A 14,075-nucleotide genomic window follows, 5' to 3' on the forward strand; every position below is an offset into this window, starting at 1 on the left:
ATGTGGAGCAATTTAAAACGATCAAGGGAAACTCATAACTTTGAGAAAGTGATATTTTCAAAGTGAATGGCTTCTCTGATTTTCTGTGATTTATTATGTGGGATAAACATCACACTATATCGCCATTCAAACATCTCAAAAGTAAAGTCAAATATGGCTGAGACAGGGGTCGAAAAACTTAAGCTCATGGTGGTAGATGATGAGCCAGACAACCTAGATTTACTCTACCGCACTTTTAGACGAGATTTTCAAGTATATAAAGCCAATCATGCCTTTGGCGCTCTGGAAATCTTGGATCAATTTGGCGAAATGGCGGTGATTATTTCTGACCAAAGAATGCCAGAAATGAATGGAACCGAATTTTTTAGTCGGACAGTAGAGCGCTTTCCTGACACGATCCGGATTTTGTTGACTGGTTTTACTGATGTCGAAGATTTAGTGGATGCCATTAACTCTGGTCAGGTATTCAAGTATATTACCAAACCGTGGAATCCAGATAAACTCAGGGCATTAGTTGAGCAAGCGACTGATACATATCGTGTAGTCAAGAAGCGCACGCAAGAGTTGCGTCGGGCCCTACGGCGAGAATCATTGTTTAATGCCGTAACAACCGCAATTCGTGAGTCTTTAGACTACGACAGTATGCTGCAAAAAATTGTCGCAACCATTGGACAAACATTTGACGCTAGCAGTTGCTTGCTCAGACCAGTAGAAGGCGATCGCCTGATACAAGATGAGTTTTCATACTACGATCCTAAATCCAATGTATTAGATTGCTTCTTCGACCCCAGTATTTTAATTGAAAAAGTGCTGGAAACTCGTCATTATCAACTTACTCAAGAAATATACGAGGGCAACCCCTGTCACCATTTGGTTGTACCACTTAGCTACCAGCAGCATTTGTTGGCTGTGCTGGCTCTCCACCAATGGGGACGCGATCGCCCTTGGCAAGACGAAGACATCCAACTAATTGCAGGTGTTGCCGAACAAGCAGCCTTAGCTCTCTCGCAAGCAAAACTTTACCAGCGTCTCCAAGAAAAGCAACAGCAGATTCATAATGAGTTGGAGGTGGCTCGGCAAATTCAATACAATTTGCTACGCCAAAGTTTACCTGATATCAAGGGTGTAAAAGTGCAAGCCTGCTGCTACCCGGCGCGGGAAGTAGGAGGCGATTTCTTTGAAGTGTTTGTTCATCCCAAAGGGGACTTGTGGTTAGCAGTAGGTGATGTCTCTGGTAAGGGTGTCCCAGCTGCTTTATTTATGGCTAGTATTATTTCAGTTTTACGCCGGGAATTATCTCAAGAAACACCAGCCGAGCCGAATGTGGTTATGCAAAACCTCAATCATGCTCTGAGTGAAGATTTAATTAGCAACAATTATTTCATTACTCTTGTGTTAGCCTGTTATACCCCTAGTACTAAGGAACTAGTCTACACGAATGCCGGTCATATTTATCCACTGTTATGGTCACGCCAAGACGCTTTAGGCGACAATCCTAATTACCTGAAAGTCCGCAGTGTTCCTTTGGGAATCTTACCCAAGTGGCAGGCACAGTCTGGTCGTTTGGTTCTCGCTACTGGAGACACATTATTACTCGCCAGTGATGGTATTACAGAAGCAACGATCTCAAATGATTCTGATTTAACAGTAAAAAACGGGTCTAGTGCTGAGGCAGTTAACCGTTCTATGCTGAACCAAGATGGTCTTTGGCAACTGTTACAACAAGAAGAACAACCACTTTCTCTCAACCATTTACTAGCTCGCATCCAGGCAGATAACCACATTCAAGAAGACGATCAAACTATACTTTCACTGGAGATTTTATAAGTGATGAAAAGTGAGCTTCATGTACCAAGTGACTTGAATTTTCTGAATATTGTCGAAAACTGGTTACTGGGATGTTTAAAAATTCAGCTAGGAGAATCTGTGGATTGGTCACGGCAATCAAGTCGTTTGAGATTGGCTTTGGTGGAAGCTTACTCAAATGCAGTCCGTCATGCCCACAAGGACAAACCAAATTTACCAATTTTACTGCGTTTGGAAGTGAAAGACCGGGATCTGGCCCTAGAAGTTTGGGACTACGGCGAAGGCTTTGATATGTCTAACTACTACGCACCCAACCCTCTGGAAAAACAAGAAGGTGGTTATGGTTGGCTGATTATGAATCGTCTGATGGATAAAGTAGACTATGAGTTGCAGATTGATGGTGCAAACTGTCTCAAGTTACAAGCTACTTTACCCGAATTAGTCAAATAGACAAAAGTTATTTATAGGAATTTTTGATGCCTAGATTTTGTTTTGGGTAATATCAAACATTTCCTCAAAAATTATACTTATTTACTACTTTTCACGGCGTAAAGAAAGTAACTCTTGGGGAGAAGCTAAAAGTTTGATTCTAGTATAGAAAATTTGCCGTTGTTGGTTGAGGATAAATATCCACAAGACATTCACACTACACCAGGAAGTTTGGGCTTTGCCTGCTACCTGAATTTGAATCTCACCGGTTTCTAAAGTCTCGGCGATTGCCGTGTTTGGGTAAGCTTTAACGTTTTGGCCTTCTTGTTTTAAGTAGGCTGCGATCGCATCTGTCCCCACAATATCAGATTCAAAGGGTGGACGCATCACACCATCTACCGCAAATAAGGCAGCAGTTGCCTCAAATTCTCCCGCATTTAAGGTTTGAAAATAACGCAGTACGCTTGTTTCTGTGATTCCCTCAATCTGGAATTCTTCTTTCAACTGTGCTGGGGATATAAATTCAGCAGAAGTCATAAAATTCTTTGTATTATGCTAACTGAATATTCATTTCAATACAAAAATCGCTCAAAAGAAAGCTGCTTTTGAGATAGATTGCTACATATTGCTAAATCTTCCTCACGATGGAAGTTGAGATGTTGCAATGGAATGTCTCTACATTGGTGTTGCAAAAATTGAATAAGGCAGAGGGCAGGGGGTAGGGGGTAATCCCCATAAATAAATTTAGGGGATTTATGATGGACGCTGTATTCTTTGCGCTGCGCGTCTCAAAATACATTTTTTACCTTTATTCATAAATAAATTTAGGGGCTTTAAACCCGTTTGGCAGAGGGCAAAAAATATATTTTCTTCCTCCTGCCTTCTCTTCGAGACGCTACGCGAACTGCCTCCTGCCTTTCTCGATAAAATTGATCCGTAGGGAAAGCAACAAATATTCATCAAAGGTATTGACTAGGTAATGTATAATTTATTTGCCTTTATTTAGGCAAAATCCAAATAAAAAAATGAGTCAGTATTCTGTAACAAGCAGTAGTGTGGTGAAAGAAAAAGCCAGCGAGTTGGGCTTTCACAAAGTTGGAATTGCTGCTGTAGATAGCATAGATGCCACAGAAGCGCAGAGGTTACAAGCATGGATTGAACTGGGTTATCACGCCGATATGGAATGGATGGCTAACCCAAAACGTCAAAATATCCGCTTAGTGATGCCAGAAGCGCGATCGCTAGTATGTGTAGCTCTAAATTACTACACACCATATCAACGTCCAGAAGGCGAGGAATATGCCAAAATTTCCCGTTATGGTTGGGGAAGAGATTATCACAAGGTAATGCATAAAAAACTCAAGCAGCTATCTACATGGCTGGAATCACTAGATGAAAGTGTAAGAGTTCGTTATTATGCAGACACTGGTCCAGTACAAGATAAAGTATTGGCTCAACTTGCCGGAATTGGTTGGATTGCCAAGAATGGTAATGTGATTACACGGGAATATGGCTCTTGGGTATTTTTGGGAGAAGTGTTGACCAATTTGGAGCTAGAGAGCGATCGCCCGCATACAGAACACTGCGGTAGCTGTACTCGTTGTCTTCAGGCTTGTCCTACAGGTGCAATTACTCAGCCTTTTGTTGTGGATGCTAATCGCTGCATCGCCTATCATACAATTGAAAATCGGGACAAAGAACTGCCACAGACACTCACACCCCATTTGCAAGGCTGGGTTGCTGGTTGTGATATTTGCCAAGATGTTTGTCCTTGGAATCAACGTTTTGCCCAAGCAACTGATATTCCAGAGTTTCAGCCTTATCCTGGGAATATTGCTCCCAAACTGCTAGAATTAGCCCAAATCTCAGACCAGGAGTGGGATAAACGATTTCCAGCATCTGCCTTGCGGCGGATTAAGCCAGAAATGTTACGACGCAACGCCCTAGCTAATCTTGACGCATCCAGGCAAATAATGACCCCGAAAGTAATTATTTTTGATTTTGATGGCACAATTGCTGATACAGTAGATGCACTTGTAAGTATTGCCAATCGTCTAGCTGTAGACTTTGGTTATAGACACATCAGCCCAGAGCAATTAGCCCTCCTTAAAAACTTAACATCTAGGGAAATTATTAAGTTCTCAGGAGTTTCTCTATTTAAAATACCTTTTTTAGTTAAAAAAGTTAAAGGGGAATTAAAAGACAAAATTCCCGAATTAAAACCAATTCCGGGAATTAAAGAAGCATTAATAGAACTGCAAAATCAAGGATATAAACTGGGTATTATCACTTCTAATTCTAAAGATAACGTTACCCAATTTCTCACAATCAATGATTTAAATCACCTGTTTGATTTCATCTACTCAGGAATTACAATTTTTGGCAAAACAACCATAATCAATAATGTATTGAGGCAAAAGCAACTCAAACCCCAAGAAGTTATTTATGTCGGAGATGAAACCAGAGATATAGAAGCATCAAAGAAAGCAAATATCCAAGTAATCGCAGTAGCTTGGGGCTTTAATTCATCGGAAGTATTAGCTAAACAAAATCCAGATTATTTGATTCACCAACCTAGCGAACTGCTAGAAGTGATGAATGGTTATTAATTATATACACATCTCCATAAATTAAATATGCGTTATCCATAACCATTGTAGAGACATAGCTATGCTACGTCTCTACATTTTTTTCACCAGATGTCTAAATATTGGATTAGCAAAAATTACTTTTTCGGTTGACCCTTTTCCAAAGCTTTTTGTACTAGTTCATCACTGACATTAGTCACACCTTCAGTTCTAGAATTCCCAACTTCCTTTGCTAACTCTGCATAATCGTCAGGATTACCAGTTGACTGCGCTTCAATTTTTGTCTCTTCTGGCTTAGAAGTTTGATATTTAGGTGCTGTGGCTGCTTCGGCTGCTGCTGCACCTTCACCAGTACGATCAACTTCACTCACGCTAAATTGTTGTGCAGCTGCATAGTCAGCATCAAAATCAACTTTTGGCGCTTTTTCTTCACCACTAGCGATATTTTCGGCAGCTAATTGAGCATCATGGGTGGGAGCTTCATTAACATTGGGCTTTACTTCATCAGGCATAGTTAAAATCCTTAAGTTAAATTTTTTATTGCTTACTTGAAAAAGCATAACAAGGTAATTAGCTATTTTCATGCTCCCTGGGGAGAGACTTTACGTCTATTAAAAGATAGATTAAAGCTGAAATTTGCAATTAACATAAATCTTTCTCTCGATAGTAGAAGCTGATGCTCAAACTTTGGTAAGCCTTAGTTTAGCGTGTAAAATTTCTTTGGAAATAAAATTATGACTGCAAGTTACGATAAAACTATTTCTCAAGCTCAGAGCAATGAAACTCAAAAATTGGTGGATGCGTTTAACAATTTAGATACCGATGCAAAATTAGCTTGGTTCTATTTGGTTTATAAAAAAATGGGTGATTCTATTACGCCAGCTGTTCCTGCTGCTGCTGAACCAGAATTATCACCACTTCTGCTAGGAGACTTTTTTGAATTATCAGATGAGCAACAACTAGATATTATGCGGGATATTGTTAACCGCAAAGATACAGAATATTCCCGTGCTTATGGGGCGATAAAAGAAAACAACCAGCTGTTAGTTTGGTATGCTTGGGCGGTAGCTATGGGGAATCAAGTAGTTGACTTACCAGGTAGCTACGAGCCAAGTAAGGCAATTAACGATCTGGTTTCCCAGATTGAAAAACTAGATTTTGACGAGCAAATTTCGGTGTTTCGGACAATAGCTGGTGAAGTGGGTTACACCGATGTTAAGCCGATCGCAACGCAAGCAGAAACTGGAAAAACGTCGAGTTTGTAATCGGGACTGGCAGCTAGAAGTCTCGGCTACACTAACAAAGTCCGCTTCCTCCTACGCTGTGCCAAGCTACGAGTAGCGTTCCGTTGGACAACCTCTCTTAGAGAAGGAAAGCGGACTTTAATAACTTATGAGACAGCCAACTGACTCAAGTCGCTTGGGGTGAGGTTAGAGTGTACCACTTGACCATCGCGGAACCAAACGATGCGCTGGGTTTGACGGGCAACTTCTGGCTCATGTGTCACCATGACAACGGTGATTCCACTGGCATTGAGTTCGCTAAAGATATCCAAGACTTCTTGGGTTGTGCGCGAATCAAGTGCGCCTGTGGGTTCATCGGCTAGGAGTACTACAGGACGATTGACAATGGCTCGTGCGATCGCTACTCTTTGTTGTTGCCCCCCAGATAGTTGAGTTGGTTTGTTGTTGAGGCGATTTGCTAAACCGACTCGCGTCAATGCAATTGTGGCGCGATCGCTTCTTTCTTTTGGATTCACACCAGCATACAGCATTGGCAGTATCACATTTTCTAATGCTGTTAGTTGGGGCAATAAGTGGAATTGTTGAAACACAAACCCCAGTTTTTTATTACGGATATGCGCCAATGAGCGATCGTCCATTTGGGCTACATCAAGATTATCTAAGTAATAATGTCCGGTTGTCGGACGGTCTAAACACCCGATAATATTCATGGCTGTGGATTTACCAGAACCTGAAGGGCCCATGATTGCACAATATTCGCCCTGTTCCACAATTAGGTTGACATCATTCAGCGCTCGTACCTCTGTTTCGCCACTACCATAAATCTTGAAAATGTTTTCTAGTCGAATGATTGCTGGTTTCGGTAGAGGATTAGGAACCAGGGAATCGTTAATTGAAATAGTGTTTGTCATAAAGATTATAGGTAATCTTGGGGTAGTAAGTTACTTTTTTCCCAGTTGTAACTATAGTAACCATCCTCACAAGGTAAATTGTCGGGAAGGAATTAGCGATCGCTACAATAGTAAATATCCTTTCAAAACAATTTAGTTTACCCAATTAAACTTTGAGGAATTTAACCCCAAATATTCATCTAATTTCTTCCAAATCCCTTAGAGACTGAGTGCTTTTTTAAACTCTCAGAATTTTTACCAGCAAACATCCATTGCAAATGCTGTGGTAACAGTTTGGCTAAATCATAACGCTTCAAAATAGTCTCTCGCGCATTGGCACGAATTTTTTTCATCTCTTGAGGATGATTCAGCGCCTCTTCAACCCGATTAGCAATATCCTGGGGAGAAAAGAAATCTACCAACAATCCATTCACCCCATCGTGGATGACCTCCAATACTGGCGGAGTCTTAGAAGCTATTAGTAAACATCCTGCTGCCATTACTTCTAACATTGACCAGGATAAAACAAAAGGACGGGTTAAATAAATATGAGCAGAAGAAGCTTGTAAAACCTGAAGATACTCATTGTAAGGTAGTCTATCTGTAAAGTGCAGCCTCGATAAATCTAAAGATGATTTTAATTTTTCTAGCATTAACTGTTTATAAGTTTGACCATCGGGGAGATTCTTCCCATAAGCCACCCTATCTTCTCCCACAACTACTACATGACAGTTAGGTCTTCGCTGTTGAATTAGTGCCACCGTTTCCATAAACTGTGGAAATCCTCTATAAGGTTCCATTCCCCGTCCCACATAAGTTACCAACTCTTCGACATGGGAAAGGTCAAGATTTATTCTTGGTAAAATTAACTTTACGTCTGGCTTGGGGACAAAATAATTGGTATCAATACCATCATGAAGTACAGTGATTTTGCTATGATATTCTTTGGGAAACTGGTGACGCTGCCAATTAGTGGGAGAAAGACCGCGATCGCAGCTATATAAATCAGTCAAAATCGGTGCATTTTTCACGCGGATACGGCATTCATCATCAGCATTCAATGGTTCATTGGGATCAAAATCTGCATCCGAACCGTGAGCGTGATAAAACCACTCGAAATAACACAATAATTCTGCTTTGGGAAAAACATCTTTCATAAATAAAGTCGGGCCCCAACCAGAATGACCATAAACTATATCTGGAAAGAAACCCTCAGCTTTTAATTTTTCGGACACGCGATAGACAGCCTGCGCGGTGAGAACAGCATTTTCTAGGTTGCGAACGTAATGGTGAGTTTGGGGAGCAGCTTCCCGAGAAGGAGTGTAAATAGCTTTAAAAACGCCAGGTATTTCGCCTTCACGACGATTTGTTCCAAAGACGACTTTGCAATTAGGATCTTTACCTAAAACTGTCGCTAGGTTGCGAAATTGTGAAGGAAAATTGGGATGTAAAAATAATATTTTCATTGGAATAATCTTGATTAATTTATCAAATAGAATTCAGGAGTCAGGAGTCAGAATGGGCTAAACCTTAGCTATCCGCTAACAGAATTAATTTTGTATGAGTGGCGGATAGCGCAGCGTTAGCGAGTCTGCGAGCGTCTGAATAATCGGGTTTAATACCCCCAACAAATCTACGATTTGGTGGTCAACAAGAAAGTCGTGGGACTGAATCCCCGACTGATAGCGTAGCGTTAGCGAGTCCGCGAGCGTCTTGATTCTGACTCCTGAATTCTCACTTCTGAATTCTGACTTCTTCTTCAATGCCAGATAAAATAAATTAAGACAAGCTATTTCAGATTATAAGATTATTTCTCACAATTTTTAGCAAGTAAATTTAGGTAAATGGTAGCCTGAAAATGCGAAAATAATCGCAAATTCATGTTATGACAATGAAATTTATTGGCATTGATTTAGGCTGGCGATCGCAACCAAGTGGACTATGCTGTTTAGAATGGATAGATGGACAACTGCAACTACTCGATCTAGACCGCAAAGAAGCTATTGCAGACATCCTCACCTGGATCGATCAAAGCGTTCAACCAGACGAACCAGCAATCATCGCCGTAGATGCACCTACCCTCATACCCAACGCTAGCGGGAGCCGCCTCCCCGACAAACTCAGCCACAAGTACTTTGGCAAATATCATGCAGGCTGCTACCCAGCGAATCAAAACCTACCCTTCGCCGATCGCACCATTAACTTTGGTTTAGAATTAGAATCACGTGGTTTTGCCCACGCACCCACCATTGAACCGCAAAAACTTAGCAGATATCAAATAGAAGTCTTCCCCCACCCAGCAATCGTTAACCTATTCAACTTAGAACGCATCCTTAAATACAAAAAAGGACGACTTACTGAGCGTCGCCTAGAACTAATCAAACTCCAAAATTATCTTCTCGATATCCTCCCCTCTCTTTCTCCTCCTCTGCGTTCTCTGCGCCTCTGCGGTAGCCTACGGCAAGCCGCTGGTGCGTCTACGTTTCCTTCCAAAATCCCCACCACAGGCGCAGCCCTGAAAGCAGTTGAAGATCAATTAGATAGCTTAATTTGCGCCTATGTTGCCGCATACTGGTGGTATTGGGGAGAACAACGTAACTTAGTATTAGGCGATCGCACCACAGGCTACATTATCATCCCCCAAAGAATATTAGCCTAAAATTGTAATGTCGTAAGATTTAACTCAAAGAGGTTTTATGCAAGGAGTTAGTTCTAACTTGAGTTTAAAAGAGCTTTATGAAATTGACGAGCATCTCTGGTTAGAGGAAACAATCAAACTCTTGAAAGCTAACCATTTAGAAGAATTAGATTTAGAAAATTTAATTGAGGAGCTAGAAAATTTGGGTCGTAGAGACAAAGCCAAGGTTGCTAGTTTATTAGAACAAATTATTAGACATCTTTTGCTACTGCAATACTGGACAGAGGAATCTCAATATAATTCTGGACATTGGAAAGCAGAAATTAGAGGTTTTAGGAATCAATTAAAACGTCAGTTAACAACGAATTTATATCAATTTTTAGAAAAAGAATTAGCATCAATTTATAATGATGCTTTAGGATATGTAATTGATAAAACTGAAGGCAAACTCGATAACTTACCTCAACAGGACTTACGCAACTGTCACAAGCAATGGCACGGTGTAACCGCGCCGCGCGCCAAACAACTACACGATAAACATGGGAACAGCCGGACGTTTTAGTTGCTGAACTAAATAATTTGATAACAATCCATGCTTAATTTGATAGATTGTTTGACCAGTTTTATAAGCTAAATCTTTGAGTCTAAGCCAAACTAAAATAGCGCAGGCAATATGATTTCTTTGAATACGTCCTTTACGGCATTGACATGATTCAATGCCAGTCAATTGTTTTAATTCTCGGTGAAACTCTTCAACCTTCCATCGAACTTTACACACTTTTTGTACAACGTCCGTAGAATCTTGAGATATATCGTTTGTAGCGATAAAATCCGTTCTGTCGGTGGAGACAGTTACCCGGAATAGTTTCACTTTTTTAGCTTGAGGAAACTTTTTTATTTTAACTAGTTTACCTAATTCTAACTCCTTTTCATCCCAAAATAACAATTCAATTCTTTGATAATCTTTTTGACCTGACGTATCATCAACCAGTCGATTACGTTTCAGAGGACAATAATAATATTTCCCTAACCCATCTATATATAACATCAATTTTTTTGTGGCATACCAAGTGTCCATCAAGACAGCTTTAAATGGCAAAAACTTATTATACACAAGGTTTTGCAGCATCTCCATCACATGGTCTATCTTTGTTTTACCATCTCTATCTGGATCATAAATTCGATAGTCAACTACCCAAAACTTTCCGATTTCATGATTGACATATACACAATTTACTAGCCCAATTCCTTGAATTACACCATGCTCGTTGCCACTATACTGGCGTTTACTTGGCTCTATTTCCACAGCGTATCGTTTATCAATTACTGTGTCATCAAAAACCAAATACGCATTATCATTTATTTCTATTAAATCTTTGACATTATCCCAAAGAATCCGAGGTGTTAATTTTTCGTTATTTAAATAACGGTTGATTTTATCGTGACTGATCTGCTCTAAATGCTCCGCCAAATTTGTGAGAGTATAATTAATCTGACTACTTAACAAGTACTGGCAATAATTAAGTTTAGTAAATCTCATAAACCTATAGGATTGATTTTATGCATCCTCAGCTAATTTTCTCATAATTTGATGAATACTTAACACAGCCGATTACTGTTACTAATTTCATCAATTTCCTTTGGGTATGCCACTTTTATATAGTATTTATGTACTATATAAATGCGATGGCTACGCCCGCCGCAGGCATCGCACTGTGCCAGTTGCGTAAGTCCTGCTCAATATTCTACCTATACCTTAGAACAGCTACTAGATATTAATTACTTACCTGAAAACTTGTAATATAAAAGACGTTGCTAACTTAAATTAGCAACGCCTATTCTTGAGTATTTAATAACTACTCAGCACTCTTACTCTGCCCAAGCAATCAACCTTGGTTCATAAGCATTAGCCAGATTTGGATTTTTCGGCAATACACGCAAAGACAAGCCCTGTAAACCAGAAGCGGTATAAGTAATATTACCCGTGTAAATGCTCAATTGCTGTGAATCTTCACCTTGGTAATCCATCACCACTGTTACAGCGTTGACAATCTCACCATTGGCATCGATCGCACCTTGATATAACTCCACCTGCACATCATCATTGGTCAAGGTTGCTAAGTCAACTTTGGCTTTGACAGCAACAGTTTGGTTAACTTCAATGTCTGAAGCTGCCGATACATCAACATCTTTGATTCTGATGTTGAACCAGTGTTCGCCCAGTTTTTCTTTCCAAGCAGCTAGTTCTTTCGCTGGGGCATAGTTATCAACAGTCAGGGTATGATAGCGATCGCTAGCCGGGAAATAAGCTCTTTGTGCATATTCTCCTACCATCCGTGCTGTATTGAAGAACGGACAATTCAACCGAATTGCATCCTTCATTTTGGCAACCCACGGACGAGGCAAGCCATCAGTATCCCGGTGTTCATAAAATAGCGGTACAACTTCCTTCTCTAACAATTCGTAGAGAGCATTTGCTTCTACTTCATCTTGGTAGTTAGGATCGTCGTAATTTTCGCCGTGTCCAATCGCCCAACCTGTACGGACGTAATCAGCTTCATCCCACCAGCCATCTAGTACACTTAAATTCGGCAAGCCATTCATTGCGGCTTTCATGCCACTGGTACCAGAGGCTTCCCGTGGACGACGCGGTGTATTTAACCAGATATCGCAACCTGCAACCATCAAACGGGAGATGTGAATGTCGTAATTGGGGACAAACACTACCTGTTTTTCTAAATGTTGTTCGCGGATAAAGTGATTGATCTCGCGGATCAGTTCTTTACCGGGGATATCCTTGGGATGTGCCTTACCAGCAATCACAAATTGCACTTTCCTGTCTTTGTTAGCCAGCAGAAGCCGCTTAATCCGATCCAAATCACGCATCCAGAGGGTGGCGCGTTTGTAGGTGGCAAAGCGACGGGCAAAGCCAATGGTGAAAGCGTAAGGATCTAAAACTTCTTGGGCTTGGATAATTTCGGAAGCGGAAGCGCCGCGATCAGTTAAATGCTTGACCAAATGCTCCCGTACATACAAAATCATATCCAAGCGGCAGCGTTCGTGATTGCGCCACAATTCTTCATCGGGTATAGCATCCATCCGATCCCACAATGGGCTATCTGGTGGTGCTGATGACCAATTTGGGCCTAGATAGCGATCGTACAATTCTTGAGTCGATTTCGCTACACAACTGCGAGCATGGACACCATTAGTAATTGCTGCGATCGGCACTTCTTCTACTGGTACTTTCTGCCACAAGCCCTGGAACATTTGCCGCGACACGACCCCGTGCAGTTGTGCGACACCGTTAGAAAATGTTGCCATTTTCAAAGCCAGCACCGCCATACTGAAAGGCCCAGATAAATCACCTGTATTCTCGCGCCCCAGTCCTAAAAATTGCTCTTTGGGCAACCCAAATATCTCTGCATAGTACCCCAAGTAGTGCAGCATTTTGTCGGGAGCGAATAAGTCAATCCCTGCTGGTACTGGCGTGTGGGTAGTAAAGATATTACTGGAAGCCACCACCTGTTTAGCTTGGGCATAACTCAGCCCTTCTTCCTGAATCAGCAAGCGGATGCGTTCTAGGGCAGAGAAGGCGGCGTGGCCTTCATTCATGTGGTAAGCGGTGACTTTCAGCCCCAAAGCTTTGAGCATTTGCACACCACCGATCCCCAGCATGATTTCCTGGTGGATACGCATATCGATGTCGCCACCATACAGCTGATCTGTAATGTCGTGGTCGTAAGTGTTGTTGGGTTCAATATTGGTGTCAAGCAGATACAAGGGAACTGTTCCCACCTGTACGCGCCAAACTCTAGCGTACACCTTGCGTCCAGGATAATCTACCGCAATCCGTAGCTCTGAACCATCGGCATTGCGCTCTAGATGCAAGGGCATATTATAGAAATCATTGAGCAAGTAGCGTTCTTGCTGCCAGCCATCAGCATTCAGATACTGGGCAAAGTAGCCTTGCTGATACAGCAAACCTACACCGACAAGCGGTAGCCCCAAGTCACTAGCAGATTTGAGGTGATCCCCCGCCAGAACTCCCAAGCCGCCAGAATACACGGGTAAACAATCAACAAGTCCAAATTCCGCCGAAAAATAGGCGTAGCATTCTTTTGGTTTATGCTCCCGTTGTTTCTGATACCAAGTGCGCTCTTGCAAATAATCTTCTAACTGACGGTCAGCTCGATCCATTTGCGCGAGAAAGCCTTCATCTTCGACAACTTCCAAAAGCCGCGATTGAGAGATAGTACCGAGCATCAACACTGGGTTATGATGGCTAGACTCCCACAAGTCAGAGTCTAAGCGACGAAATAAATCTTTGCTCTCAACGTTCCAATCCCAGTGCAAGTTATATGCTAGCCGCCGCAGTGGTTCGAGTCGCGGTGGTAGTGAAGGGGATACGTTAAATGTGCGAATTGGCTGCATAGGTTGGCAAAACTCCAAGTTTAGTTATGGTTATTGTTTACTGTCT

At 41.5% G+C, this 14,075-nt stretch carries 12 protein-coding genes and 1 pseudogene; 7 read left to right on the forward strand and 6 right to left on the reverse strand.

Annotated elements, in window-relative coordinates; translation table 11 throughout:
- Positions 1-153 precede the first annotated feature (153 nt).
- A complete protein-coding gene (locus tag ACFFRD_RS10895) occupies positions 154-1,827 on the forward strand; it encodes a SpoIIE family protein phosphatase (RefSeq protein ID WP_190934468.1) in 1,674 nt (557 codons plus the stop codon).
- Positions 1,828-1,830: 3 nt separating this feature from the next.
- Positions 1,831-2,256, forward strand: a complete 426-nt coding sequence (locus ACFFRD_RS10900; RefSeq protein WP_012411419.1) for an anti-sigma regulatory factor — start codon at positions 1,831-1,833, stop codon at positions 2,254-2,256.
- An 84-nt stretch (positions 2,257-2,340) separates the two neighbouring features.
- Here ACFFRD_RS10900 and ACFFRD_RS10905 read toward each other — a convergent pair whose 3' ends face one another.
- Positions 2,341-2,772, reverse strand: a complete 432-nt coding sequence (locus ACFFRD_RS10905) for a ketosteroid isomerase family protein (RefSeq protein ID WP_392481472.1) — start codon at positions 2,770-2,772, stop codon at positions 2,341-2,343.
- A 488-nt stretch (positions 2,773-3,260) separates the two neighbouring features.
- Here ACFFRD_RS10905 and queG point away from each other — a divergent pair.
- Positions 3,261-4,234: pseudogene (queG, locus tag ACFFRD_RS10910) on the forward strand (tRNA epoxyqueuosine(34) reductase QueG).
- Positions 4,209-4,844, forward strand: coding sequence for an HAD-IA family hydrolase (locus tag ACFFRD_RS10915; RefSeq protein ID WP_242064783.1), 636 nt, complete (start codon positions 4,209-4,211; stop codon positions 4,842-4,844). Before queG ends, ACFFRD_RS10915 begins: the two are co-directional and overlap by 26 nt.
- Before the next feature lie 116 nt (positions 4,845-4,960).
- Here ACFFRD_RS10915 and ACFFRD_RS10920 read toward each other — a convergent pair whose 3' ends face one another.
- Entirely contained in the window at positions 4,961-5,335 is a 375-nt protein-coding gene (locus tag ACFFRD_RS10920; RefSeq protein ID WP_114083544.1) for a hypothetical protein, read from the reverse strand.
- A gap of 222 nt (positions 5,336-5,557) precedes the next feature.
- Between ACFFRD_RS10920 and ACFFRD_RS10925 the strand changes: the two genes are divergently transcribed.
- Positions 5,558-6,088 (forward strand): orange carotenoid protein N-terminal domain-containing protein, encoded by a 531-nt coding sequence (locus tag ACFFRD_RS10925; protein ID WP_012411415.1) that lies wholly within the window; start codon positions 5,558-5,560, stop codon positions 6,086-6,088.
- Positions 6,089-6,213: 125 nt separating this feature from the next.
- Here ACFFRD_RS10925 and ACFFRD_RS10930 read toward each other — a convergent pair whose 3' ends face one another.
- The gene (locus ACFFRD_RS10930; protein ID WP_199346372.1) at positions 6,214-6,978 is read right to left on the reverse strand and encodes an ABC transporter ATP-binding protein; all 765 of its coding nucleotides are present in this window, start codon (positions 6,976-6,978) and stop codon (positions 6,214-6,216) included.
- 179 nt (positions 6,979-7,157) lie between these two features.
- Complete coding sequence (locus ACFFRD_RS10935) at positions 7,158-8,423, reverse strand: glycosyltransferase family 4 protein (protein WP_392481475.1); 1,266 nt, start codon at positions 8,421-8,423, stop codon at positions 7,158-7,160.
- 425 nt (positions 8,424-8,848) lie between these two features.
- Between ACFFRD_RS10935 and ACFFRD_RS10940 the strand changes: the two genes are divergently transcribed.
- Both ACFFRD_RS10940 and ACFFRD_RS10945 read left to right on the forward strand, forming a co-directional pair.
- On the forward strand, positions 8,849-9,616 hold the full coding sequence (locus ACFFRD_RS10940) for a DUF429 domain-containing protein (protein WP_392483046.1): 768 nt from the start codon (positions 8,849-8,851) through the stop codon (positions 9,614-9,616).
- A gap of 37 nt (positions 9,617-9,653) precedes the next feature.
- Positions 9,654-10,157, forward strand: a complete 504-nt coding sequence (locus tag ACFFRD_RS10945; protein WP_392481477.1) for a DUF29 domain-containing protein — start codon at positions 9,654-9,656, stop codon at positions 10,155-10,157.
- Here ACFFRD_RS10945 and ACFFRD_RS10950 read toward each other — a convergent pair.
- Entirely contained in the window at positions 10,122-11,135 is a 1,014-nt protein-coding gene (locus ACFFRD_RS10950) for a transposase (RefSeq protein ID WP_392479625.1), read from the reverse strand. The two genes, ACFFRD_RS10945 and ACFFRD_RS10950, sit on opposite strands and share 36 nt — an antisense overlap.
- Before the next feature lie 329 nt (positions 11,136-11,464).
- Positions 11,465-14,029, reverse strand: coding sequence for an alpha-glucan family phosphorylase (glgP, locus tag ACFFRD_RS10955; protein ID WP_392481478.1), 2,565 nt, complete (start codon positions 14,027-14,029; stop codon positions 11,465-11,467).
- Between the last annotated feature and the right edge of the window lie 46 nt (positions 14,030-14,075).

Origin of the sequence: Nostoc sp. C110, from assembly GCF_043099725.1 — a bacterium.
GTDB classification, from domain to species: Bacteria; Cyanobacteriota; Cyanobacteriia; order Cyanobacteriales; family Nostocaceae; genus Nostoc; species Nostoc muscorum_A.